22 protein-coding genes are annotated in these 26,071 nt (G+C 61.1%); 15 read left to right on the top strand and 7 right to left on the bottom strand.

Features of this window, described 5'->3' with window-relative positions:
* Positions 1–135: 135 nt before the first annotated feature.
* The 3 genes from FMF02_RS07280 to FMF02_RS14010 all read left to right on the top strand — a co-directional run bounded on the left by FMF02_RS07280 (position 136) and on the right by FMF02_RS14010 (position 5,034).
* Positions 136–600: an META domain-containing protein gene (locus FMF02_RS07280; RefSeq protein ID WP_162502283.1), complete on the top strand. Its 465-nt coding sequence runs from the start codon at positions 136–138 to the stop codon at positions 598–600.
* 193 nt (positions 601–793) lie between these two features.
* Positions 794–3,346: an adenosylcobalamin-dependent ribonucleoside-diphosphate reductase gene (locus FMF02_RS07275; RefSeq protein WP_141412649.1), complete on the top strand. Its 2,553-nt coding sequence runs from the start codon at positions 794–796 to the stop codon at positions 3,344–3,346.
* Positions 3,347–3,819: 473 nt separating this feature from the next.
* Positions 3,820–5,034 (top strand): OmpA family protein, encoded by a 1,215-nt coding sequence (locus FMF02_RS14010; protein ID WP_270480701.1) that lies wholly within the window; start codon positions 3,820–3,822, stop codon positions 5,032–5,034.
* Between the two features lie 238 nt (positions 5,035–5,272).
* On the opposite strand, the gene FMF02_RS07265 is transcribed toward FMF02_RS14010, so the two are convergent.
* Together FMF02_RS07265 and recF are read right to left on the bottom strand one after the other, a co-directional pair.
* Positions 5,273–5,563 carry a DciA family protein gene (locus tag FMF02_RS07265; protein ID WP_244611548.1) on the bottom strand — a complete coding sequence of 97 codons (291 nt, stop codon included), beginning with the start codon at positions 5,561–5,563 and terminating at the stop codon, positions 5,273–5,275.
* 342 nt (positions 5,564–5,905) lie between these two features.
* Complete coding sequence (gene recF, locus FMF02_RS07260) at positions 5,906–6,994, bottom strand: DNA replication/repair protein RecF (RefSeq protein WP_141412648.1); 1,089 nt, start codon at positions 6,992–6,994, stop codon at positions 5,906–5,908.
* A gap of 178 nt (positions 6,995–7,172) precedes the next feature.
* On the opposite strand from recF, the gene FMF02_RS07255 reads away from it, so the two are divergent.
* The gene (locus FMF02_RS07255) at positions 7,173–7,862 is read left to right on the top strand and encodes a tetratricopeptide repeat protein (protein ID WP_019130440.1); all 690 of its coding nucleotides are present in this window, start codon (positions 7,173–7,175) and stop codon (positions 7,860–7,862) included.
* Between the two features lie 6 nt (positions 7,863–7,868).
* Positions 7,869–8,393 (top strand): 6,7-dimethyl-8-ribityllumazine synthase, encoded by a 525-nt coding sequence (ribH, locus tag FMF02_RS07250; protein ID WP_019130441.1) that lies wholly within the window; start codon positions 7,869–7,871, stop codon positions 8,391–8,393.
* 206 nt (positions 8,394–8,599) lie between these two features.
* Here the strand turns inward: ribH and FMF02_RS07245 are convergent, their stop codons facing one another.
* The 5 genes from FMF02_RS07245 to FMF02_RS07225 form a co-directional block, all read right to left on the bottom strand.
* Positions 8,600–8,815, bottom strand: a complete 216-nt coding sequence (locus FMF02_RS07245; protein ID WP_141412647.1) for a hypothetical protein — start codon at positions 8,813–8,815, stop codon at positions 8,600–8,602.
* A gap of 545 nt (positions 8,816–9,360) precedes the next feature.
* Positions 9,361–9,897: a hypothetical protein gene (locus FMF02_RS07240; RefSeq protein WP_179952754.1), complete on the bottom strand. Its 537-nt coding sequence runs from the start codon at positions 9,895–9,897 to the stop codon at positions 9,361–9,363.
* The gene (locus tag FMF02_RS07235; RefSeq protein WP_141412646.1) at positions 9,894–10,391 is read right to left on the bottom strand and encodes a hypothetical protein; all 498 of its coding nucleotides are present in this window, start codon (positions 10,389–10,391) and stop codon (positions 9,894–9,896) included. The genes FMF02_RS07240 and FMF02_RS07235 overlap by 4 nt, the downstream gene beginning before the upstream one ends.
* On the bottom strand, positions 10,385–11,104 hold the full coding sequence (gene ubiE / locus FMF02_RS07230; RefSeq protein ID WP_019130445.1) for a bifunctional demethylmenaquinone methyltransferase/2-methoxy-6-polyprenyl-1,4-benzoquinol methylase UbiE: 720 nt from the start codon (positions 11,102–11,104) through the stop codon (positions 10,385–10,387). Before ubiE ends, FMF02_RS07235 begins: the two co-directional genes overlap by 7 nt.
* Before the next feature lie 2 nt (positions 11,105–11,106).
* On the bottom strand, positions 11,107–12,348 hold the full coding sequence (locus FMF02_RS07225; RefSeq protein WP_141413599.1) for an FtsX-like permease family protein: 1,242 nt from the start codon (positions 12,346–12,348) through the stop codon (positions 11,107–11,109).
* A gap of 78 nt (positions 12,349–12,426) precedes the next feature.
* On the opposite strand from FMF02_RS07225, the gene FMF02_RS07220 reads away from it, so the two are divergent.
* The 10 genes from FMF02_RS07220 (at position 12,427) to FMF02_RS07175 (ending at position 26,065) form a co-directional block, all read left to right on the top strand.
* On the top strand, positions 12,427–13,173 hold the full coding sequence (locus tag FMF02_RS07220) for an SDR family NAD(P)-dependent oxidoreductase (protein WP_141412645.1): 747 nt from the start codon (positions 12,427–12,429) through the stop codon (positions 13,171–13,173).
* Between the two features lie 13 nt (positions 13,174–13,186).
* Positions 13,187–13,957: a zinc metallopeptidase gene (locus tag FMF02_RS07215; RefSeq protein WP_019130448.1), complete on the top strand. Its 771-nt coding sequence runs from the start codon at positions 13,187–13,189 to the stop codon at positions 13,955–13,957.
* Positions 13,958–15,574 carry a GDSL-type esterase/lipase family protein gene (locus FMF02_RS07210; protein ID WP_141412644.1) on the top strand — a complete coding sequence of 539 codons (1,617 nt, stop codon included), beginning with the start codon at positions 13,958–13,960 and terminating at the stop codon, positions 15,572–15,574.
* A 4-nt stretch (positions 15,575–15,578) separates the two neighbouring features.
* On the top strand, positions 15,579–17,078 hold the full coding sequence (locus tag FMF02_RS07205) for an MBOAT family O-acyltransferase (protein WP_141412643.1): 1,500 nt from the start codon (positions 15,579–15,581) through the stop codon (positions 17,076–17,078).
* A 7-nt stretch (positions 17,079–17,085) separates the two neighbouring features.
* On the top strand, positions 17,086–17,766 hold the full coding sequence (locus tag FMF02_RS07200; RefSeq protein WP_141412642.1) for a phosphatase PAP2 family protein: 681 nt from the start codon (positions 17,086–17,088) through the stop codon (positions 17,764–17,766).
* Between the two features lie 117 nt (positions 17,767–17,883).
* Complete coding sequence (lysS, locus tag FMF02_RS07195; protein WP_019130453.1) at positions 17,884–19,614, top strand: lysine--tRNA ligase; 1,731 nt, start codon at positions 17,884–17,886, stop codon at positions 19,612–19,614.
* 15 nt (positions 19,615–19,629) lie between these two features.
* Positions 19,630–20,010: a hypothetical protein gene (locus FMF02_RS07190; protein WP_019130454.1), complete on the top strand. Its 381-nt coding sequence runs from the start codon at positions 19,630–19,632 to the stop codon at positions 20,008–20,010.
* Positions 20,007–20,765 (top strand): triose-phosphate isomerase, encoded by a 759-nt coding sequence (tpiA, locus tag FMF02_RS07185; protein ID WP_141412641.1) that lies wholly within the window; start codon positions 20,007–20,009, stop codon positions 20,763–20,765. Before FMF02_RS07190 ends, tpiA begins: the two co-directional genes overlap by 4 nt.
* Before the next feature lie 394 nt (positions 20,766–21,159).
* Positions 21,160–22,347: a PHP domain-containing protein gene (locus FMF02_RS07180; RefSeq protein WP_141412640.1), complete on the top strand. Its 1,188-nt coding sequence runs from the start codon at positions 21,160–21,162 to the stop codon at positions 22,345–22,347.
* 628 nt (positions 22,348–22,975) lie between these two features.
* On the top strand, positions 22,976–26,065 hold the full coding sequence (locus FMF02_RS07175) for a SusC/RagA family TonB-linked outer membrane protein (protein ID WP_141412639.1): 3,090 nt from the start codon (positions 22,976–22,978) through the stop codon (positions 26,063–26,065).
* Positions 26,066–26,071 lie beyond the last annotated feature (6 nt).

Genomic DNA, 26,071 nt, shown 5'->3' with positions numbered 1-26,071 from the left:
TTTCCGCGTCCGGCGGCTGTGCGAAACGGCTTTCCGCCGCCGCAGGCCGAAAACGGAAGGCGCCCGTATGCAAAGATAACAGATTAATTGCGTATATTTGTCGACCGAAAACAAAAAACTCATCCGTTGTCCCGTATGCAAACCCGCAACCGCTTCCGTCCGCTTTGTCTGCTCCTGCTGCTGGCCGCAGCTTCGGCCTGCTGCCCCTGCCGCAAATACCAGAAACTCTACGGCGCGCCGCTCGTCGGTACTCGCTGGCTGCTCATCCAGCTCGACGGCGAGGAGGTCGCCAATTCCGACGGACGCTTCTCGCTCCGCTTCGAAGACGCCAAACGATTGAGCGGACGAGGCGGCTGCAACCGCTACTCGGCCTCGTGCGACACGGAGGCGGGCGGACATCTGCGCGTCGGCCCGATCGCCTCGACACGGATGACCTGCCCCGAAGCGCAGCGCGAACGGGCCTTCTTCGCCATGCTGCGCAGCGCCGTGCGCTACGAGCTGGACGCCAAGATGCTCATACTGAGCGACAGCATCGGCGTCCGTGCGGTATTCCAGGCCGCAGAAGAGGATCAGAACACTAAAAATCAAAAGATTAACTGATCCATCCGGCAACTCGCCAACCGGCGACATGCGGCGGAAAAGCCTCCCGCGCACATTTTCGTTTTTTGTAGATAATTTGTGGATAAGTTTCGCCGAAGCGAGGCACTTTTTTTCAGAAAAAAAGAAGACCTTTGTAAAGGTGCGTCTTCCCTGCACCGGACCGGAGTCCGAAAAAATAACAATAATATAAGGTATGTCAGCAAAAACCACCCCGAAAGGGCTCAAAGAGGTAACCTATAACGATGCCGTGGCACGATCGAAGGAGTACTTCGGCGGCGACGAACTGGCGGCGACGGTATGGGTTTCGAAATACGCCCTCAAAGATTCGTTCGGCCATATTTACGAAAGCTCGCCCGAAGATATGCACCACCGTATCGCCGCCGAGATCGAACGCATCGAGAAGAACTATCCCAACCCTCTGTCGCGCGACGAGATCTTCGCGCTGCTCGACCACTTCCGCTACGTCATCCCGCAGGGCGGCCCGATGACCGGTATCGGCAACAATCTGCAAATCGCTTCGCTGTCGAACTGCTTCGTCATCGGCCACAAGAAGCCCGCCGACTCCTACGGCGGCATCATCCGCATGGACGAGGAGCAGGTGCAGATCATGAAACGGCGCGGCGGCGTGGGACACGATCTCTCGCACCTGCGCCCCACGGGCAGTCCCGTGCTCAACTCGGCGCTCACGTCGACGGGTATCGTCCCCTTCATGGAGCGTTACTCCAACTCGACGCGCGAGGTGGCGCAGGACGGCCGCCGCGGTGCGCTGATGCTGACCATCTCGATCAAGCACCCCGACGCCGAGCGCTTCATCGACGCCAAGGTGGACACGTCGAAGGTGACGGGCGCCAACGTCTCGGTCAAGATCGACGACGAGTTCATGCGCGCGGCCATCGCCGGCAAACCCTACCACCAGCAGTTCCCCATCGACGCCGAGAAACCGATGTACGAGCAGGATATAGACGCCCGAGCGCTGTGGAAGAAGATCATCCACAACGCATGGAAATCGGCCGAACCGGGCGTACTGTTCTGGGATACGATCCTGCGCGAAAGCATCCCCGACTGCTATGCCGACGAAGGGTTCAACACCGTCTCGACCAATCCGTGCGGCGAAATTCCGCTCTGCCCCTACGACTCGTGCCGTCTGCTGGCGCTGAATCTTTACAGCTACGTCGACAAACCCTTCACCGCGGAGGCGTCGTTCGATTTCTCAAAATTCCGCGACCACGTGGGCAAGGCCATGCGCATGATGGACGACATCATCGACCTGGAACTGGAAAAGGTCGAGCAGATCATCGCCAAGATCGACGCCGACCCCGAAGAGGCCGATATCCGCTACGTGGAGAGCAACCTCTGGAAAAAAGTGCGCGAAATGGCACTCAAAGGCCGCCGCACCGGCCTGGGCATCACCGCCGAAGGCGACATGATCGCCGCGCTGGGGATGCGCTACGGTTCGGACAAAGCGGTCGCATTCGCCGTCGAGGTGCACAAAACCCTGGCCCTGGCTGCCTACGGCGCATCGGTCGAGATGGCCGAAGAACGCGGGGCCTTCCCGCTCTACGACGCCGCGCGCGAGCTCGACAACCCGATGATCGCCCGCATCCGCGAGGCCGATCCGGCGCTCTACGAGCGGATGGTCAAGTCGGGACGCCGCAACATCGCCATGCTGACGATCGCCCCCACGGGTACCACGTCGCTCATGAGCCAGACGACGTCGGGCATCGAACCGGTCTTCCGTCCCGTCTACAAACGCCGCCGCAAGATCAACCCGTCGGATCACAACGTCAAGGTCGCCTTCGTGGACGACACGGGCGAGCGGTTCGAAGAGTTCTACGTCTTCCACCACAACTTCGTGGAATGGGCGCGCGTGAACGGCCACGATACCTCGACGCTCGCTACGATCTCCGACGCCGAGCTGGAGAAACTCGTCGCCGCGTCGCCCTACCACAAGGCGACGGCCAACGACATCGACTGGGTGGCCAAGGTCAAGATGCAGGGCGCGATCCAGAAGTGGGTCGACCACTCGATCTCGGTGACGGTCAACCTTCCCAACGAGGTGAGCGAGGAGTTGGTGGCCGACGTCTACCGCACGGCCTGGGAATGCGGCTGCAAGGGCGTCACGGTCTACCGCGACGGCTGCCGCGAAGGCGTGCTGCTGGACAAGAAACAGAAGAAGAAAGGGGGCGACAAAGGCGCTGCCGACGGATCGCTCAAACGTCCGAAGTCACTGCCTGCGGACATCGTGCGGTTCAAGAACGGACAGGAGGAGTGGATCGCCTTCGTGGGCCTGATGGACGGCCGTCCCTACGAGATCTTCACCGGTAAACTCGAAGAGGACGCCCTCTACATCCCGCGCAAGATCACCAAAGGCAACATCATCAAGGTGCGCGAGGCCGACGGCAAGAAGCGCTACGATTTCCAATACACCGACCGCTACGGCTACACGAATACCGTGGGAGGCATTTCGCGTCTGTTCGACGAGGAGTTCTGGAACTACGCCAAGCTCATCTCCGGCGTGCTGCGGCACGGTATGCCCATCGACAACGTGGTATCGCTCATCGAGTCGCTGCATCTTAACAGCGAGACGATCAACACGTGGAAGAACGGCGTGGAGCGAGCGCTGAAACAGTATATCGTCGACGGCACCAAATCCAAGGAGAAGTGCCCGAGCTGCGGACAGGAGACGCTCGTCTACCAGAACGGCTGTCTCACGTGCGTCTCGTGCGGCTATTCGAAGTGCGGTTGATTCCCCGCGCCGGAACGAAACGGATTCCCCCGCCTGAGCCGATACGGCCCGGACGGGGGAATCCGTTTTCCGCTCCTTTCCGCGCCCGCGACGACCGGACGGAAGCCCGCAGACGGCAAGGCCCGCACCACCTTGCCGCCGAACTCCTCCGCCCGCCGGCCCGATTCCGGCAGAAGGGTTCCGCCGGCCCGACCGCCGGTCGGAACGGGGACTCTCCCGCAAGAATCCGAAGCACGGACGAATTCCGATCAAAAAGACCGATACGCTATCCGATAGTTCCGCTTCCGCCCCATATCTTCCGTTTTGTCGCTTATTATCAGATCAAAAAAATGCAATAAATTCTTTTTTTAAATAAAAATACCTATTTTTGCATAGAATATGAATGTACAAGAAAGTCTGTGACTTCGTAGACAACACACACACGATTTGCACGAACTTTGAGAGAATCGAGTTTAACTTAAATATTCATTACTATGAAAAAATTATTCCTTTTGTGTGTATCCGCACTGTTCGCTGCTGGCAGTTACGCCCAGACCAGCGAAGAGGTCGTTGTCATGGAAGTTCAAGATGTTCAGTCGGTTTCGAAGTACCCCAGCGTCAGAGGGTTCGTTTCGAACGGTTTTTGGGATAACTGGGAGCTCTCGTTCGGCGGCGGTCTGTCGATGATGAGCACCTCGAACCTCGTCTTCAAGGACATGCCCGGCAGCTTCGGCGACCGCCTCGGCTTCGAAGTGAACGTCGCCGCCACGAAGTGGTTCCACCCTGTATTCGGTGCCCGTCTGCAATTGGCCGGCGGTCGTTTCCGTAACATCTCGCAGTTAGGCGGCAATACGCAGCGCACGCCCTATATGTTCGTGCACACCGACCTGATGATCAACTTCTCGAACTGGGCGGGCGGCTACCGTGCAGACCGCGCCTACTACGCCGTTCCGTTCGTCGGCTTCGGTTACATGGCCATGGATTTCACGGACCGCGCGCACGATCTGGGCTACGGCACCAACCAGGAGCTCGCCTTTACGGCCGGTTTGCTGAACAAGTTCCGCATCGCCAAGGGCTGGGATCTCGACATCGAACTCAAAGGTATGCTCTTCGGCGAGAAGGATCTGCCCGCCTCGTTGAACAGCGGCGGCGCCTATGCCGTAGCTTACAGTGCGACGGCGGGTTTCACGCACCGCTTCAACGACCGCAACTGGAAGCGTCAGATGCCGCAGAAGTATACGGACGCCGACATCGCAGCCTACACGGCCGCTATCGCAGCGCTCGAAGGTTCGCTGGCCGCAGCCCGCAACAACGAGAAGTCGCTGGCAGACCAGCTGGCCGCAGCCAACAAGGCATTGCAGGATGCGAAGGGCAAGAAGGAGGTCTTCGTCAACGGAGCATGTCCCGCATTCTTCAAGATCAACAGCGCCGCACTGTCGCAGCGTAACAAGATCCTGCTCGATCTCGTAGCCGATGAGATCAACGCAAGCCCGGCCGACAAGACCTTCACCGTTTCGGGTTACGCCGACAAGGAGACGGGTAGCGCAGCCTACAACCAGAAGCTCTCCGAGGAGCGTGCCCAAGCCGTAGCCGAGTACCTCGAAAGCAAGGGCGTGAAGGCCGACCGCCTGATCGTCAAGGGCTACGGTGCAACGGTTCAGCCTTTCAGCGGCAACATCGAGAACAACCGCGTCGTCGTAATCAAATAAGCGACACGCTTCCTTACAAACAGAAAGGCCGCACTTCGCAGTGCGGTCTTTCTGTTTTCCCTATGGATGCCGTCTTGCAGGAGGCAGGACGGACTTCCGCGGAAGCGGAATCCGGAGTCCGGAGCAAACCTCGGCGAACGGATCGTTCGCCCGAAAGATCGAAATCCGGCCGAACAAAAAGCGGTCGGGAGCGGCATGTGCACGCTCCCGACCGTTTTCTCTGCGGACGCATCCCGCCTTACTTGACGATGACGGCATTGACCAGCCGCACCTTCGAAACCTCGTTGATACGGTCGCGCAGCGCCTCGCGCTGATAGAACAACTCCTGCCCTACGACGCTCGACTGCAACCGGACATAGAGAATCCGATTCTCCAACCGCAAATCGGTCGTGAGATTCGCCACGGCGTCGCCCACTACCTCGCGCCACGTATCGGGCAACCGCCCTTCGGCGACCTTCGCCGCCACATAGGGACGCGCAAAAAACTCTTCGAGCAGGTCGCCCATCAACATCGCTTTGGTCCGTCTCATCGTCTGTTATCCGTTCGTTCTCAACAGTCGTTTTCTCGCCATGGCATAGCTCGCGCAAGCGCGGCTCTGCCCATTTGGCTTAACGAAAACGTCGAATTTCTTTCGTCCATTTCTCGCCTCGGCAATTCGAGCAAGTTCGATTGCACTCGGTTTAACGAAATGGTTTGTCTCCTCGCAGCCGTTTTCCGCCCGGACATAAGCCCGAACAACTTCGGTTCTGCGCTCGAAGTACCTCAAATTCATGCCGTCCACCTCCCGTGCGACATCCTGCACACGACCGGAGCATGGCGCCGCACGGCCGGAACCTCTTCCCGCAGAAACATATCCGCACGGTCGCAGGTCTTATTTCGCAATCTCCCCGTTCGCCACCACGTAGAGGCGATAGTTGCCGCCCTGCCGCCCGAGAATGGTCTCCAACCGTACCTTGTTGCAGTCGGTAATAACGATCTGCCCGAACTCCTCCCCCGACACCAGTTTGATGAGTTGTTCGACACGCCCCATGTCCAGCTTGTCGAACAGATCGTCGAGCAGCAGGATGGGCTTCTCCCCCTTGTCGGCACCGACGATGCGGTACTGCGCCAGTTTCAATGCCACGAGGAACGACTTCTGCTGCCCCTGAGAACCGTACTTGCGCAGCGGATAGCCGTCGATGCGCAGCACCAGGTCGTCGCGGTGGATGCCCGCGGTGGTGAACTGGTTCGCCAGATCGCGCTGCCGCGCACGCTGCAACAACTCCGTGAAAGGGGCTTCGGCCAGCTCCGAACGGTAGGTCAGCTCCACCTGTTCGCGCCGACCCGACAACAGGGCGTAGTACTCGCCGACGAGGGGTTGCAGCCGTTCGGCGAACGCTTTCCGCTTCTCATAGATCGCCTGCCCGTGTTCGGCCAACTGCCGGTCGTAGATCGAGAGCATATCCTCGTCGGAGCCGACTTTGAGATAGCGGTTCCGTTCCGACAGCACGGCGTTGTAACGCATCACGGCCGAAAGATACCCCCGGTCGAGCTGCGAAATGCACCCGTTGAGATAGCGGCGCCGTTCGTCGGCGGCATCGCTCACGAGCGCCGTATCGGCGGGCGAGACGATCACGACGGGCACCAGCCCTACATGATCCGACAGGCGGTCGTACTCCTTGCCGTTGCGTTTGAGCGTCTTGCCGCCCCGACGGGCGAACGAGCAGACGATCTGTTCGCCGCGTCCGTCCGACCGTTCGTAACTCCCTTCGAGCAGGAAAAACTCCTCGCCGTGACGCACGCTCTGCGTATCGGTCATCGAGAAGGCCGACTTGCACATCGACAGGTAGTGGATCGCGTCGATGAAATTGGTCTTGCCCGCCCCGTTGTCGCCCACGAAACAATTGATCCCCGGGGTCAGCGGAAACTCCTCCTGACCGATATTCTTGAAATTGATGAGCGACAATCGTTTGAGATACATAGCTGCGGCCTTCCCGCCGAATCCCGATCGCGCACGGCACGTCGCGTGCGCGGGAAGGCGGTTCGCCTCCAAAGGTACGAAAAATCGAAAAAAATACCAGCATAAGGTGTGGATATTGGACAAAAAAATGTATTTTTGTGCTTTGAATCGCAGAAAAATAAAAACTAAGATAACGACTATGGCAAAAATTCAGAATGCAGCGAATTCGACCGAGGAGAGCATCGGCATCGCAATGAGCCGCACCGAACTTTTTTTCGAGAAAAACGGAAAGGCGCTCACGCTGGGGCTGATTGTACTGGTATTGCTGGGCGGCCTCTGGGTCGGCTACCGCAATCTCGTCAGCAAACCGCGTCACGAGAAGGCCGCCGAACTGCTCGCACAGGCGCAGAACAAATTCGAAGCCGATGACGCCGACTATACGGTTGCGCTCAACGGCGACGACAACGGCGCAGGCTTTCTCGAAGTGATCGAGCGCTATGGCTCGACCCCCGCAGGTAATCTGGCCAAGCACTATGCCGGCATCTGCTACCTCAAAGAGGGCGATTTGAAGAACGCCGCAGCCTATCTGGCCAAATACACGCCGGTGAAGGGCATTCCGGGATCCGTCGTCAATGCGCAGAACTACGGTTTGCAGGGCGACATCGCCGTCGACGAAGGCAACTACAAGGAGGCCGTGAAGTTCTTCGAGAAGGCCGTCGAGGCCGCCGACAACAACGCGACGGCTCCGATCTTCCTGATGAAGGCCGGCCGCGCCTACAAGGCGCTGGGCGACACCGCCAAGGCGAAGGAGTGCTTCGAGCGTATCGCGACCGCCTATCCGAGCTCCTTCGAAGCGCGCGACATCGAAAAATACATCAACAGTCTCTAACGAACGATGGCAACCAAGCACCGCAACCTGTCGCAACTCAACTCCCCGCTGCCGTCGGCCGAAGAGATGAAATTCGGTATCGTCGTGGCCGAGTGGAATCCCGAAGTGACCGAAGGACTGCTCAGCGGCGCCGTGCATACGCTGCGCAGCGCCGGATGCCCCGAACACAACATCCAGATCAAGTATGTTCCGGGGACGTTCGAACTGTCGCTGGGGGCCCAGTTTTTCGCGGAATACACCGACGTGGACGCCGTGATCGTACTCGGATGCGTCATTCAGGGAGATACGCGCCATTTCGATTTCGTCTGCCAGGGCGTGACGCAGGGCGTGATGCAGTTGCAGTTGCAATGGAACATGCCCATCGCCTTCGGCGTGCTCACGACCAACGACCTGCAACAGGCGCTCGACCGTTCGGGCGGCCGGCTGGGAAACAAGGGCGACGAAGCGGCGGCGGCGGCTATCCAGATGGTACATTTGCAGGACGAAATGGATACCGAAGAGAACGCGCTCGACCGCAAGGCCATCAACTGACGGATTCGGCACCGATACCCGAAGCGGAGTTTCAAAAGATTGAAACTCCGCTTTTTCATCGGCAGCCGCATAAAAAAGCGGGACGGATTTCATCCGCCCCGCAACTCTGCACTAATAACTAATCATTCCGTTAAGCCGAGCGCAATCGAGCTTGCTCGAATGCCGAGGCGAGAAATGGAAGAAAAAATTCAACCTCTCCGGAATAATTATTTTGCAGCTTCAACGACTTCGACAGCAGCCTCGGCCTTGCAGCAGGAATCGGCCTTGACCGAATCCGCGCACTCGCCGCAGCTCTCCGAAACCTCCTCGACAGCGACCTCGACGGTCCCTGCCTCGGCGGCAGCCTGCTTGTTCGCGTTACCTGCGCACGATACCATCGCAGCGGCAGCGACTACAACGATGAAAGCATAGATTTTTTTCATGATAAGAATGAATTAAAGATGGTTAATCGCTGCAAATATATCCAATAGCCGGAGATAATCAAAAGAAAAAATTAAAAATCTTATTTTCACGCGAAACCGGCGGTTTCCAGAATTGCAATATATTGGTAACAAACTCATTACCGCCAACCTTCCACCCTCTATGAACGAACCGGAACCGTCCGCCGTCGCAAACGGCTCTCCGCCGCAAGCCTCTCCCTTCCCGTTCGGCCCCGCTGCGGACCCGACCCCGACCGACGATGCCGGCAATCCACTCCGCCGTATGCGGCGGGACACCCTTTTCTGCCGGAGCTCGTACGATTCCTGCCGGAGGCGGGCAACGGGACACTCTCCAAAACGCGAACTTCACGCATCAACACCGGTGCAACCCGTCCGGCCGAATGCAAAGAGACGAAAATCCCCTCCGAAGAGGGGCTTCACGATGGAGATGCGAGGTTCGTTTTGCTGCCCGACCCGTTTCGCCTTCGCCCGCCAACCGCGAAAAACGCAGGAATCGGATACGAGCCGGTTACAAAAAGCCTCGAATTTCATTCGTCGGGCGTCGCGGCGGCAGGTTCGGCCGCCGGAACGTCCTCCGTCCCGTCGGGACTCTGCGGCGCCGCAGCCTCCGGATTCTCTTCGAGCAGATCGGCCGCCGTCAGCGTCTCGCGCATCAGAAAGGCTTTGGGGAACTTCGCGCGCACACGTTCGAGCAGCATGATCGCCTCCTCGGAGGTGACGCATCGGCCCGCCGAAACCTTGAAATAGGGAATATCGTAAACCATGTCGACACTCACGCCCGGAAACGACTCCTCGAAGCTCTTCTTCACCTCCTCGGCTTCGAAGCGGGCATTCTGCCCGTTGCTGGTGTAGAGATTGATGCGCCAGCCGCTATGCCGTTTTTCGGCGGCGCTGCGCGAGGCTGCCGAGAATGCCGCCGCCGCGTCGGGCGCCTCGTGAATCTCGACGCGGGCGCCGCTGTCCGGCTCGACAAGCCGCTGTTTGAACGCTTCGAGCGACTGGGCCTCTGCGGCCGTCGCCGCCGCCAGCGAAAGAAGCAAGATCGAAAAAATTGTTTTCATCATTCGGAATCCGTTAGTAAATCTTCGGGTCTCAGGCCAAAGGTATTCAAAAAATCCGACAACGGCATCCGGCGCCGACCGATTTTTTTCACGGCGTCGCCCACGCGCAGCCGCAGCGCGAAGGAGACCGTCATGCGCTGCGTCTCGGCACGCTGCAACTTCCGCTGCACGGCATAGAGCGCCGCACGGTCGGGAACACGCAGCCGGCAACGCATCCGCACGTCGCCCTCCCAGCCGGACGCCACCGTCACCGTATCGCGCAACGTGGCGCGCAACACTTCGCCGCCGTCGTAGGCGAGCGACAGCGCCGCCGCTTCGAACCGCAGCGGACGACCGCCTCGATTGGCGACATGCAGCGTCACGTCCGCACCGGCCGAACCGTAGGTCTCGATATCCTTCGGCACGATTCTGACCTCGCGCGCCAGATAACGATGGCAGCCGCTGAGCGTCGCGGCGGCCAGCAGCGCCAGGCAGAGGATATGCAGCCGCTTCAACACTTCTCGGCGGTATAAATCTGTGCGATGCCGAAACTCTGGCTCCGGGCACGGCAATCGCGGAACCCCGCTGCGGCGAGAATCGTCAGGAACTCCTCCGGCTGCGGAAATTCGTCCACCGAACGGGGCAGGTAGTCGTAAGCCTGCCGGTCGTGCGACAGCCAGCCCCCGATACGGGGCAGCACCCGATGCGAATACCAGTCGTAGAGCCGTCCGAAAACCGGCATCGTGGGCGTCGAAAACTCCAGAATGACGATCCGCCCGCCCGGCCGCAGCGCCCGCGACAGCTCGGCGAGCCCCCGCCCGAGATCCCCGAAGTTGCGCACGCCGAAGGCCACGGTCACCACATCGACCGATCCGGCCGCCGCCACCGCCGTCTCGGCGTCGCCCGCTTCGAGCGTCACGCGCTCTTCCAATCCCCGCGCGGCGACCTTGCGGCGCGCCACGTCGAGCATCCCCTCCGACAGGTCGACGCCCTTGATATGGGCCTCCGGAATGCTGCGCGCCATCATCACCGCCAGATCGCCCGTACCGGTGGCCATGTCGAGCACGCGGCGCGGATGCAGCCGCCCGACGATGCGCACCACGCGCCGCCGCCAGATGCGGTCGACGCTCAGCGAAAGGGTATGGTTCAGGCGGTCGTAGGCCGGTGCGATGTTGTCGAACATCGCCCGCACCTCCTCCTTTTTACTCAGTTCGGTATCGTACGGTTTCATAATCAATCGGTTTTGATCGCTTCGTCGGGGCGGATACGGGCCACGAACGCAGCGGGGACGAGCAACAGCGCGAGAATCGCTCCCGCCGCCGCGACGTCGACTGCCAGCCACCATCCCGCGCTCACCGCCACGGGAACCTCCGAGAGCATGTATCCCGCCGGATCGAGCCGGAGCAGGTGGAAACGCGCCTGGAGCCAGCACAGCAAACCCGCCGCCAGATTGCCCCACAACAGGCCGCGCCCCACGATGAAGGCCGCGCGGTAGAGGAAAATGCGGCGGATGCGGCGGTTCTCCATCCCCATGGCCTTCAACAGCCCGATCATCCGCGTGCGCTCCAGCACCAGGATCAGCAGCGCCGAAGCCATGTTGAAAAACGCCACGGCCACCATCACCGCGATGACGACCGCCGCATTGACGTCGTGCGCCTTCAACCAGTCGAAGACCGCCGGATAGCGTTCGCCGACGCTCACGGCCACGACGCCGTCGGTCTCCGGCAGATCCGAACGCAGCAGGGCGTCGTTGACCGCTTCGGCCAGCCGGTCTGCCTGCCGCACGTCGCCGAGGAAGAGGTCGTATCCCGAAACCTCGCCGGACGACCACCCCGACAACCGCTGCACGTTGCGCAGGTCGGTCAGCGCCGTGCGCTCCAACTCCTCCATCCCCGTCGAATAGAGTCCCGACACCTTGAACCGGTCGCGGCGGGGCCTCTCGTCGCCGGCGACGAAGAGCATCTCCACCTTGTCGCCCGCATGTACGCCCAGCAGGCGCGCCGTGCGTGCGGAAAGCAGCAGCTCCTTCGTACGCAGCGAATCGCCTACGCGCGGCAGCCTCCCTTCGGTGAGCCGGCCGGCGAAAAACGACCAGTCGTAGGAGCCGTCCACCCCTTTGAGCGCCACGCCCTCCATGGCATCGCGCGTGCGCACGATCCCGCTCTTGACGGCATAGGGCGTCGCCCGCTGCACGCCGTCGACGGCGCGCAGCAACGCTTCGAACCGAGCAGTCGCCGCGACGGGCCGCGACTCCGCGGCGTAGATCCCGGCGCCGTCGATCACCTCGACCGGCGCCGAAAAGCCCACCATGCGGGCCGTCACTTCGCGTTTGAAACCGAGGATCACGGCCAGCGCCACGAGCATCACGGCCACCGATACGGCCACCGAAACCACGGCGATGCGCGACATCACCCCGGGCCGGTTCTCCGGTGAGGTGCGGGCGGTGCGGCGCGCTATGAAAAATTCGAGGTTCAAACGACAGCGATCTTCACGGTTAAATTTCATGCAAAGTAACACAATTTTTCCTATTTTTGCAGCAACATACCGCGTTATATGAAAAAACAGGCACTCATCACGGGCGCGACTTCGGGCATCGGACGCGCCACGGCCCTGCGGCTTTCGGCCGACGGGTGGGACGTCGCGGCCACCGGCCGCCGCGCCGAACGGCTCGACGCGCTGCGCCGCGAAATCGAGGCGGCGGGCGGCGGGTGCCGCACGCTCGCGTTCGACATCCGCGACGAAGCGGCGTGCCATGCGGCGCTCGACGGGTTGGAGCGGATCGACCTGCTGGTCAACAACGCCGGTCTGGCCGCCGGATTCGAGCACCTCGACCGCGGGTCGACGGCCGACTGGAACGCCATGATCGACACCAACGTCAAGGGGCTGCTCTACGTCTCGCAGATCGTCGCGCGCAAGATGATCGCCGCGGGCGGCGGGCACATCGTCAACATCGGCTCGATCGCCGGCACCGAACCCTACGAGAACGGCGCCGTCTACTGCGCCACCAAGCACGCCGTGCACGCCATTTCGCAGTCGATGCGCGCCGACCTGCTCTCGCACGGCATCAAGGTGAGCGAAGTGCGTCCCGGCATGGTCGAGACCGAATTCTCGGTGGTGCGCTTCCACGGCGACCGCACGGCTGCCGACAACGTCTATCGGGGCGTCGAGCCCCTCACGGGCGACGACATAGCCGAAGCGATCGCATGGATCGCACAATTACCGGCGCATATGAACGTTAATGAAATCGTACTGATGCCCTCGCAGCAGGCGTGCCAGTACTACGTTCATCGCAAATCCTAAAAAACCGAAAAAAATGTTACTCGCACACCTTATCCAGGCCGGATACTACGGCCACCCGAGCGGATTCTTCTACGGCATGTCGGCCGGAACGATGGGTTCGTGGATTCTCATTATCGTGATCGGCATCGTGGGCTGGATCGTACAGGCCCGTTTGCAGTCGGTCTTCGCCAAATACGCCCGGGTGCCCTTCCCGGGCGGGCTGACGGGCGCCGAGGTAGCCGAAAAGATGTTGCGCGACAACGGTATCCGCAACGTGAAGGTCACCCATGTGGCGGGTCACCTGACCGACCATTTCAATCCGCAGACGATGACCGTCAATCTGAGCGACTCGGTCTACGCCTCGCGCAGCGTCGCGGCGGCGGCCGTCGCGGCCCACGAATGCGGCCACGCCGTGCAGCATGCGCGGGGATACGCTCCGCTCGAACTGCGTTCGCAACTGGTTCCGATCGTCAACTTCTCGGCCCGCGCCGCGACGTTCGTCCTCATCGCGGGCATGATCCTGCTCGCCACGACCGACAATGCGTGGGTCTGCTGGATCGGCGTGGGACTGATCGCCGTATCGGCGCTCTTCTCGATCGTGACGCTTCCGGTCGAGTACAACGCTTCGGAGCGTGCGCTGGCATGGCTCGAATCGAGCCGCACGATGCAGGGCGCGGAACTGGCGCAGGCGCGCGAAGCGCTGACGTGGGCGGCACGCACCTATCTCGTCGCCGCGCTGAGCGCCATCGCCACGGTGCTCTACTACGCCATGCTGATTCTCGGACGAGGCAACAACCGCGACTGAATGGCCCCGCAGGATTACACCCGACGCAGTTTCCAGGCGGCCGCCGCACTGATCGCAGTGCTCGTCTGCGTCGCCTTCATCCCGCCGCAGACGATCTGCGGCATTCCGCTCCGCCGGGCCAACATCCTCTCGGACGTCCTCCGTTTCGACGACAAGGAAGCAGTGGACGAGACGTTGCCGGAGCTCGACGACGAGTTCTCGGGCGACTTCCACCGCTTCGCGGGGCAGCTCGACGCCGGCGAAGCGCCCCTGCCGGCCGATTCGATCGCAGCGGAGCCGCCTGCCGCCGACACGCTGTCCGCCGCACCGCAGCTCGCTTTCGAATGGACGCCCGCCGACAGCGAACCGCCGACGGAGCCTCCTACGGGCGATACCGCACGGTTATTGACGACGCTCACCCCGATCGAAGATTTCGATACGCTCGCCGACGGCCCCCTGTACCGCTTCTGCGCGCGACTGGCCGACACCGCCCGCCGCACACCCGTGCGCATCGCCGTACTGGGCGACTCGTTCATCGAGGGCGACATCCTCACGGCCGACCTGCGCGAACAGCTGCAACTGCGCTACGGCGGCCGCGGCTGCGGTTTCGCGCCGATGTCCTCGCCCCTGACAGGCTACCGCCGCACGGTAGGCACCCGTTCGGCGGGATGGAACTCCTACAACATCATGCAGCGCCGCACTACGCCCGAGGCGCTGCGCGGCGACTACTCCGTTTCGGGCTGGCTCTGCCGCCCCGCCGACGGTGCGACGGTGCGCTGGACGGGCAGCGACTTCCGCCGCCGCCTCGACCGTTGCGGCGTGGCGCGGCTGCTCTTCATCAGCCGAGAGCCGAGCCGGCTGGAACTCACGCTCAACGATTCGCTGCACCGCACCTTCGACATACCGGCGTCGGAAGCCCTCCGTCAGATCGTCGTACGGGCGCCGGTCGCATCGCTCGCCCTCCGCGTCGTACGGGGCGGAGCTGGATTCACCGGTTACGGCGTACAGTTCGAGGACGCGGCGGGCGTGACGGTCGACAACTACTCGATCCGCAGCAACAACGGACAGGCGCTTTTCGGCACAAACCCCTCGGTCAACGCCCAGATCGACGCCTTCGCGGAGTACGATCTGGTCATCCTGCAATACGGACTGAACATCATGCAGGAGGGGGTCACCAACTACTCGGCCTACGCCGCCCGCGTGGAGAAGATGATCGCCTTCGTGCGCAGCTGTTTCCCCGAGGCGGCGGTGCTGGTGCTCTCGACCAGCGACCGTTCGGTGAAGTCCGACACGGGATTCGCCCCGATGTCGTCGGCGCCGGCGATGGTCGACTGGCAACGCCGCGCAGCCCGTGCCACAGGCGCCGCTTTCTGGTCGGTCTACGACGCCATGCGGGCGCAGGGCGGCATGGAACGTTTCGTCGCCAACGGCTGGGCGGGCAAGGACTATACCCATATCAACTACGCCGGCGGCCGTCAGGTGGCCTATGCGCTGGTCGATGCGCTGGATGCCCGCGTAGCCGCGATCCTGCGCCAGCGGCAACAGGCCGCACTGCCCGAACCGGTGCTCGACAGCTCGAAAATCGCAGCGCTCGACGAGACGATGAACCTCCGCCCGCAACCGATCGAACCCCGTTGAACCGATGGAGAGCCTCCGCGAGATAATCGACCGCGTCCTGCCGCTGCTGAGCTACGATCCGCAGGCTCCGATGCTTTTCAGCAGCGGGCTCTTCCTCTTTCTCTTCTCCGCGTTCGCCTTCTTCTACGGCTTCATGCGGCGTACGCCGGCGCTGCGCATCTGGTACGTCATCGCCTTCTCGCTCTACTTCTACTACAAGTCGAGCGGCATCTACCTGCTGCTGCTCGTCGGGGTCTCCGTCAGCGATTTCTGGATCGGGCGGGCTATCGCGCACGTGAGCTCGCGGCACGCCCAACGGGCGCTCGTGGCGCTGAGCATCGCGGCCGATCTGGCCGTGCTGGGTTACTTCAAGTACACCAATTTCTTCATCGAGATCACCCGCGACCTCTTCGGCGCGGGATTCCTCGAATTCCAGAACATCTTCCTGCCCGTCGGCATCTCGTTCTTCCTGTTCCAGTCGCTCAGCTACACGATCGACATCTACCGCGGTTCGCTCAAACCCGTCGACCGCTGGGGCGACTACCTCTTCTACCTCTCGTTCTTTCCGCAGCTGGTCGCAGGCCCGATCGTCCGCGCCCGCGACTTTCTGGTGCAGATCCGTCAGAACCCGATCACCGTCTCGCGCGAGATGTTCGGCACGGGCATCTATCTCATCGCCATCGGTCTGTTCAAGAAGGCCGTCATCTCGGACTATATCTCGCTCAACTTCGTCGACCGCATCTTCGACGACCCTGCGCTCTATTCGGGCATGGAGTGTCTGGCAGCCGTCTACGGCTATGCCCTTCAAATCTACTGCGACTTCTCGGGTTATTCGGACATGGCCATCGGCCTGGCACTGCTGCTGGGCTTCCGCTTCCCGAAGAACTTCGACGCCCCCTACCACTCGGCCACGATCACCGAATTCTGGCGGCGGTGGCACATCTCGCTCTCGATGTGGCTCCGCGACTATCTCTACATCTCGCTGGGCGGCAACCGCAAGGGGCGCCTGCGCACCTATTTCAACCTGCTCGTCACCATGGTTCTCGGCGGGCTGTGGCACGGCGCGGCGATCCGTTTCGTACTGTGGGGGACGCTGCACGGCGTAGCGCTGGCGCTGCACAAGCTCTGGCTCTCGGTCGTCCCCGGCGCCAAAGTCTCGGGATACCAGATGCACCCGCTCAGCCGACTAGCCGGTATCCTCGTGACTTTCCACCTGGTCTGCTTCGGCTGGCTGCTCTTCCGCGCCGATTCGATGCGCACCGTGCAGCTGATGCTGCATCAGATCACCGACAATTTCCACTTGCAGCTGCTGCCCCAGATGCTCGCCGGTTACGGCGGCGTCTTCGCCCTCGTGGGGCTGGGTTATCTGCTGCACATGCTCCCCGGCCGCGCCGACGCCGCGGCACGCCGCGCGGTGGTCGCCTCGCCCTTCTGGGTGCAGGTGTTGCTGCTCGCCTCCGTGGCATGGGGCGTCATGCAGATCCAGTCGAGCAGCATCCAACCCTTCATCTACTTCCAATTCTGATCCTGCGATGATTCCGCTCTACACCTTCGACCACGCGCTCTTCCTGGCGCTCAATTTCGACGGCGGCCCCGTGATGGACCGTCTGATGACCCTCGTTTCGGGCACCGCGATGTGGCTGCCGCTCTATGCGTTGATTCTCTGGCTCGTCTGGCGGCGGGAAGGGTGGCGCCGCACGCTGCTCTTCGCCGCGGCGATCGTGCTGGCGATCGTGCTGGCGGACATGGCGGCCGGCATCTTCAAGCATTCCGGCCCGCTCAAAGGGCTGTGGGCCGATTTCCCGCCCCGCTGGCGGCCGATGTTCACCCCCTCGCTCGAAGGGTTGGAGATCGCACCCGACACACTGATGCGCTGGCGTTTCGAAGGCCATGCGACGCCCGGCATCGTCCACGTCCCCGAAGGGGCGCTGGGCGGGAAATTCGGCACCGTGTCGTCGCACGCCGCCACCGTCGTGGCACTGCTGGTGCTTTCGGCAGCGGAGATCCGCCGACGGTGGTTCACGTTCCTGATGGTCGCGGCGACGCTGCTGATCTGTTATTCGCGCATCTATCTGGCCAAGCACTTCCCCGTCGACCTGCTGCTGGGAGCGGCCGTAGGGGCGCTCACCGGCTGGGCGATGCTGCGGGTATACCGCTGCATCGGGCGGATCCGCCGGCCGCCCCTCCCGGAAAAGAGGCGGAGGCGGGCATAAAAGCCGCCGCACGGAACCGAGGACCGAAACCCCTGCGACGCGGAACGGAACAATTCCGAATATTTTTCGTAACTTTGTAGGGTATTTAATACAGGTAAAACAAAATCGAAACAGAATATGGCAATCGAACTCAGCGAACAGGAGCAACTGCGCCGCCAGTCGCTGGCCGCACTGCGGGAACTGGGCATCGACCCCTACCCCGCCGCACGCTTCGACGTCACGGCCACGGCACGGGAAATTCTCGACGGATACGACGAGGCGAAGGGGAATTTCGCCGACGTGCGCATCGCCGGCCGCATCATGTCGCGCCGCATCATGGGCAGCGTCTCGTTCTTCGAATTGCAGGATCACACGGGCCGCATCCAGGTTTACATCCGCCGCGACGACATCTGCCCCGAGGGCGACCCGACGCTCTACAACACCGTCTTCAAGAAACTGCTCGACATCGGCGATTTCGTGGGGATCGAGGGCTTCGCCTTCGTCACCAAGACGGGCGAAACGTCGGTACACTGCCGGCGGCTGACCGTCATCTCCAAGTCGCTGCGGCCGCTGCCGGTAGTCAAGGAGAAGGACGGGCAGACGTTCGACGCCTTCACCGATCCCGAAGTGCGCTACCGCCAGCGTTATGTCGATCTGGCGGTCAACCCGCAGGTGCGCGAAGTCTTCGTCAAGCGCTCGAAGATCATGGCGGCCATGCGCGAGTTCTTCAACGCGAAGGGGTATCTCGAAGTCGAAACGCCGATTCTGCAACCCATTCCGGGCGGCGCCTCGGCGCGGCCGTTCATCACGCACCACAACTCGCTCGACGTCGACCTCTACCTTCGCATCGCCACGGAGCTCTACCTCAAAAAACTCATCGTGGGCGGTTTCGAAGGGGTCTACGAGTTCGGCAAGAACTTCCGCAACGAGGGCATGGACCGCACGCACAACCCCGAATTCACCTGCATGGAGATCTACGTCGCCTACAAGGACTACCTGTGGATGATGGAGTTCACCGAGCAGATGCTCGAACATGTGGCGCTGGCCGCCAACGGGACGACCGACCTTACGATCGACGGCAAGGCCGTCTCGTTCAAGGCGCCGTTCCGCCGCGTGACGATGACCGAAGCCATCCGCGAAAAGACCGGCTACGACATCACCGGCCAGTCCGAGGAGCAGCTGCGCGAAGCGTGCAGGCGGCTGGGCGTCGAAGTCGACGAGACGATGGGCAAAGGCAAGCTCATCGACGCCATCTTCGGCCAGTACTGCGAGGAGGAGCTCATCCAGCCGACGTTCGTCTGCGACTATCCGATCGAGATGTCGCCCCTGTGCAAGCGCCACCGCGACAACCCCGATCTGACGGAGCGGTTCGAACTCTTCGTCAACGGCAAGGAGCTGTGCAACGCCTACTCGGAGCTGAACGATCCGATCGACCAGCTGGAACGTTTTCAGGAACAGCTGCGGCTGTTGGAGAAGGGCGACGACGAGGCGATGTTCATCGACATGGATTTCGTGCGCGCTCTGGAATACGGTATGCCGTCGTGTTCGGGCATGGGCATCGGAATCGATCGCCTGACGATGTTCCTCACCGGACAGTCGTCGATTCAGGACGTGCTCTTCTTCCCGCAGATGCGCCCCGAAAAGAAGGTGCAGCGCGACCCCGACGAAGCCTACGCCGCCATCGGCGTGCCGGCCGAGTGGATTCCCGTCATTCAGAAGATGGGCTACCTGACCGTCGACGCGCTGCGCAAGCTGCCGGCAGGGAAGTTTTTCAACGATCTGTGCGGCTTCAACAAAAAGAACAAACTGGGACTGAAAGCCCCCTCGATCGAGGAGGTGAAGGCTTGGTGCGCCCCCGCCGCAGAATAACCGCGCGAGCCGACGATGGACCGTACACGCAAACTCCTGCTCGCACTGGCCGCCGCGGCGGTCGCCGCCACGCTGCTGGCCCTGCGGGGCTGGATCGCACCGGCGACGGCACGCTGGGTGCTGCTGGCACTGCTGGGGTGGTACTGGGTCCGCTTCATCGTCCTGCCCGTCGACGTCATCAAGCGCACGAAGGTGCTCAACGCCTTCGCCGTGACATGGTGGGTCAACAGCTTCCCGATCCTGCCGGCCGTGACCGGCGCCGTCCTGCTCTGGTACGGCGCGCCGTTCGAACGGCGGGTGTGGGGATCGCTGCTGCTCTTCATCGTCGTCTCGGCGCTGGCGGGATACCTGACAATCATCCGTTACAATCATAAACTTAAAAAATCACAGCAATGAGAAAGAAGATCGTAGCAGGCAACTGGAAAATGAATACCCTGCCTGCCGAAGGCGTAGAACTGGCCAAGCAGGTCGCAGCAGGCAAGCACACCGTATGCGACTGCGTGTCGTTCATCGTATGTCCTCCCTTCACGCACCTGTCGGAGGTGAGCAAGACGCTCGAAGGGACGGGAATCGCCGTCGGCGCCCAGAACTGCGCCGCCGAGGCCAAAGGGGCCTACACGGGCGAAGTAGCCGCGTCGATGATCGCGGCGCTGGGCTGCAAGTACGTGATCCTGGGCCACTCGGAGCGCCGCCAGTACTACGGAGAGACCTCCGGGACGCTCAACCGCAAGATGGAGCAGGCCTATGCCAACAACCTCGTTCCGATCTACTGCGTAGGCGAGAACCTCGACGAACGCGAGGCCGGCAAACATTTCGACGTGGTGAAGGCGCAGATCGAAGAGGTGGTTTACAACCTCACGCCGGAACAGTTCGGCAAGCTGGTCATCGCCTACGAACCCGTATGGGCCATCGGCACGGGCAAGACCGCGACGGCCGAGCAGGCGCAGGAGATCCACGCCTACATCCGCAAGGTGCTGGCCGCCAAGTTCGGCGCAGCGGCCGAGGAGTGCCCGATCCTCTACGGCGGGTCGTGCAAACCGTCCAACGCAGCCGAGATCTTCGCCAAGGAGGACGTCGACGGAGGTCTGATCGGCGGCGCAGCGCTCAAAGCCGAAGATTTTCTGGCCATCGGCAAGGGCTTCGCGAAGTAGTTCCGAGCCCCGAATACGCAAAAACAGGGGAGTATCCGCGACGCGGATACTCCCCTGTTTCATGAATCCCACCGGAGACGAATATCCTTGAATTTTTTTCGTCCATTTCTCGCCTCGCCATAGCCCGAACTGCGTTCAGTTCTGCGCTCGGTTTAACGAAATGGTTCCAACGATTCGCCCCGGCCCGCGACCCGCCGCCGGCCGGAGCCGCCGTACACGTCTCGAAGAGATGCGTTCCGCCGTACACGGCGATGAACCGCCGCCCTGCGGATAGGGGACGAAAAGACGGAAATCGCAGAGAGACCTTTCTCATTCCCATTCGAAACGATCCGGAATCCGGATCGTTTCGAATTTTTTCTTATCTTTGCAAAGAACAACCCATAACTACTATGCCATGAAAAAACTTCTCTTCTTCTGCGCTGCCCTGACGGCGACGTTCACCGCGACCGGACAACACTATTACACCGACTCCGCCAATCCCGACATCACGCGCCACTCGCTGCGCATCGCCCCGCAGCGCGTCGAGTTCGTACTGCCCGAAGTAGGCGGCTACACCGTCTACAAGGCCGACCTGCACACCCATTCGATCTACTCGGACGGCGACTGCACGCCCGAATTCCGCGTCCGCGAAGCGTGGTACGACGGTCTGGACGTGCTGGCCATCACCGAACACGTGGAGTACCGCCGCCACGAGGGCAAGATGCTCAACTTCCTCAAAGGTTACGTTCCGGAAGGCACCGAACCTGTCAATTACAACATCATCGCCAAACCGGCCGACGAGCAGGGAATCCGGTCCGACCTGAACTTCCCGGTAAAGCTGGCGCAGGAGACGGCCGCGAAGTACGGCATCACGATCATTCCGGGCGCGGAAATCACCCGCGAACCGATCGCCTACGGCCACTACAACGCGCTTTTCACCACCGACAACAACGCGATCTACGCCGCCGACGCCCTGCAATCGTTGCGCAACGCCAAGGCGCAGGGGGCGCTGGTGATGCACAACCACCCGGGCTGGCGCCGCAAAAGTCTCGAACACCCCGAATTCGAGGTCGCGGCCTACGGCGAAGGGCTGATCGACGGCATCGAGATCATGAACGGCGGCGAGTTCTACCCCAAGGCCATTTCGCGGGCGCACGCCAAAAACCTCTTCGTCTCGGCCAACACCGACATCCACGACTCGGCGACCGAAACCTATCGCGCACAGGGACACCGCCGCAACATGACGCTGATCTTCGCCAAGGAGAACACGCTCGAAGCGCTGCGCGAAGCCATCGAGGCGCGCCGCACGCTGGCCTACTCGTTCGGTACGATCGCCGGCGACGAACAACTGCTGAAAGACCTCTTCACGGCATCGGTGCGCACGAGCGTGCTCCACACCGATGCGAAGGGACGCCGCACGGTGAGCCTGACGAACAACAGCTCGGTGCAGTACGTTCTGCGGCTTCCGGGCCAGAATCCGTTTATCCTCAACCCCTTCTCGACCGTCACGACCACCGTTGCGCAGAACAGGCCGCTGCGCCTGACCGTCGAGAACATGTGGTACTCCGAACAGGACCATCCGCAGATCGAGCTGACGCTGTAATCCGTCTGTCCGACGGCGGCAAAGCGGGCGGCGCGGCGACACCTCGCCGCCCGTGTTCTTTCCGGCTGCTCGCAACCCTGATTTCATTATTCATTTTTCCGCATTTCCCGCCACGGCTCGTGCCGCTCCGGACGAATTCCGTTTCCGATCAAAACCAAATACCCGACTCCGAAAAAGATAGAAAATGATCTTTTTCTTTCGATAAGTATTGCAACAAACAAATTCTTTATTTATTTTTGTTAACATTAACGACGTTTTCGTTAAGCCGAACGCAAAACCAAGTGAAATTCGGGCTATGCCGAGGCGGAAAAACGGCCGTAGACAACCAAACCTAAAACTTTCAAAAAAACGAAACCCGACGAATGAACCACCGCATGAATCTCTGATCCGAGGGTCGGGCAGCCCGGCCGGATCGCTTCTCGACCCACTTGTTCGAACGACAACCCAACCATTTCGTTAAGCCGAGTGCAATCGAGCCTGCTCGAATTGCCGAGGCGAGAAATGGACGAAAGAAATTCAACGTTTTCGCTAAGCCGAATGGGCAGAGCCGCGCTTGCGCGAGCTATGCCATGGCGAGAAACGGACGAAAGAAATCCAACTTAAACACTTACCATTTAACCTTACACCAATGAAAAAACTGCTACACCCGTTAACGAGACTGCTGCTGGCAGTCGGTCTCTCTGCATTCAGTGTAGTCGCATTCGCCCAAAAGACCGCCGTGAACGGAATCGTCACCGATGCGGAAGGGGCGCCGCTGGTCGGAGCGACCGTAATCGTCATGCAGAATGCCCGGCCCGAGGGGGGGGGAACTACGACCAACACCGAAGGTAAATTTACCGTAAACGCCTCCCAAGGCCAACAACTGGCGGTTTCCTACATCGGGTATCGGGAAGCGACCGTAGAGGTCACCTCGAAAACCTTTTACGAGATCGCTCTTCAAAGCGACAGCGAACAGATCGACGATGTCGTCGTCGTCGGTTACGGCACCCAGAAAAAAGTCAACGTCACGGGTTCGGTATCGACGATCGATGCCTCGACCTTCGAAAAGCGTCCGGTCGTTTCGGCATCGGTCGCCTTGCAGGGTATGGCTCCGGGCGTGACCGTCACCACGCCGTCGGGCGCCCCGGGTGCCGACGGTGGTGCCATCCGCATCCGCGGTATCAATTCGTTCGGCGGCAGCTCGACCGCCCCGCTGGTGCTCATCGACGGGATCGAGGGCAGTCTGGACAGCGTCGATCCCGTACTCATCGAATCCATCTCCATCCTCAAAGACGCAGCGTCGTCGTCGATCTACGGTTCGCGCGCGGCCAACGGCGTCATTCTGGTGACGACCAAACGCAGCTCGACCGAACGCTTCACCGTCACCTACAAGGGAACCGTCGGCTGGCAGTCGCCTACCGACCTGCCCGAAACGGTCAACGCACTCGAATACCGCGAGCTGACCAACGCCATGAACCTGCAAGACGGCAACGCCCCGACCTACGACGACGAGTCGATGGCGCTTTACCGCAAGAACATGGGCAAGGATCCCGACCTCTATCCCAATACCGACTGGCAGGATGCCGTCCTCACCGGCTCGGGCCTCTCGCACAGCCACACCGTTTCGCTCGGCATCGGCAGCGAACGCGTGCGGATGCTCACCACGCTGGGCTATGTCGATCAGAACGGTATCATCGAGACTACCGATTTCCAGCGCTACACGTTCCGCAACAACGCCGACGTCAAGTTCAACGACAAGCTGTCGATGAAACTCGATCTCTCGTTCTCGAACGGCGACCGCCGCTCGTCGCCCTACCAGGGAACGATCTTCAACTACATGAACACCCGTTCGGCCGACATCCCCAACCAGTTCTCGACGGGACTCTACAACGGCCTGGGCCTGCAAGGCAACAACCCCGTAGCGCTGATGCTCGAAGGCGGCCAGAACAAGAACAATACACTGCGTCTGTCGGGGGCGATCACGCTGACCTACGAACCGGTCGAATGGCTCTCGCTGCAAGGAATGCTGGCGCCGCGCTACGCGACCACCAACAAACACAACTGGAAGAAGCCCGTCACGACCTATCAGGACATGGAGGGTACGGCCACGCTCACCTCCACTCCCTACGCCACGCTCACCGAATCGGGATCGCGCGCCTTCTACGGCAACTACAACTTCCTGATGACCTTCAAGAAGAATTTCAGCGGCCATGACCTGAAACTCATCCTCGGCGCCGAACGCAACACCTACGACTACAAGTACCTTTCGGCCTACCGACAGGTCTTCAACTACCCCGACTACGATCAGATCGACGTGGGCGAGATCGAGAACATGGACAACAGCGGCCACCGCTACGAATGGGCCATCCAATCCTACTTCGGCCGTCTGAACTACAACTTCAAGGAGCGCTACCTGCTCGAAGCCAACCTGCGTATCGACGGTTCGTCGCGTTTCAGCAAATCCAACCGCTGGGGCTACTTCCCGTCGGTATCGGGCGCCTGGCGCATCTCGGAGGAGCCGTTCATGGAGAACGCCAAGCACATCCTCGACGGGTTGAAAATCCGTGCATCCTACGGAACGCTGGGTAACCAGAACCTCGCCGGCGGCGATGCGGCCAGCTACTATCCCACCACGCCGAACCTCGCGCTGGGGCATATTTCGATGAACGGCACGCCGGCGTCGCTCGTAACGCTCAACACGCTGGCCAACCCCGACATCAAGTGGGAGACCACGACGATGCTCGACGTGGGCGTCGACGTCACGCTCTTCTCGAAACTCAACATCACGGCCGACTGGTACCGCAAGAACACCGACGACATCCTGATGAAACTCGACATTCCGGCCGGCGTGGGTCTGAACGCCCCCTACCAGAACGCCGGCAAGGTACGCAACACCGGCTGGGAACTCAGCATCGGGTACAACAACCGCTGGCGCGACTTCACCTTCGGCGTACAGGCCAACGTCTCGGACGTCAAGAACGAGATCGTCGACATGCGCGGCAAAACCTCGACCAGCGGCGTACTGCGCAATCAGGAGGGCTATTCGATCGGCAGCATCTACGCCCTCGAAAGCCTCGGTATCATCCGCACGCAGGAGGAGGCCGACTGGGTTAACGCCAACTGCCCGCAATTCAAGGAGACGGTTCAGATCGGCGACATCCGTTATGCCGACATCGACGGCAGCAACACGATCGACGAAAACGACAAGACCATCGTCGGCAGCACGATCCCCCGCTACACGTACAGTCTCAATCTCGACTTCGGCTGGAAGGGGCTTCGCCTGAGCATGCTGTTCCAGGGCGTCGGCAAGACGGACGGTTATCTGAACACCTACTACGTCATGCCGAGCAACCAGGGCGGTACGTTCCGCAAGGAGCACATCGACTTCGCCTGCGCCGCGAATCCCGGCGGCGTGACGCCCCGTCTGACGAGCGCCAACAAGAACAACTGGTACGACTCGTCGTTCTGGATGAAGAGCGCCGCCTACCTGCGTCTGAAAAACATCCAGCTCGGCTACGACCTGCCCAAAAGCTGGATGCGCAAGATCGGACTCAAATCGGCCTACGTCTACGTCAACGCGCAGAACCTCTTCACGGCTACCAATTTCTGGGACGGTTACGATCCCGAAGTGGGTTACGACGGCGACGCCAGCGGCGATTTCGACCTCGTCAAACTCGGTTCGGCGAACAACTATCCCCAGGTAAAACTCGTCACGATCGGACTCGATCTCAAATTCTAATGCGGA

Source organism: Alistipes communis, assembly GCF_006542665.1.
GTDB classification, from domain to species: Bacteria; Bacteroidota; Bacteroidia; order Bacteroidales; family Rikenellaceae; genus Alistipes; species Alistipes communis.
Note: the sequence above shows the minus strand (reverse complement) of the source record. Positions and strands in the feature narration are given on the sequence as shown.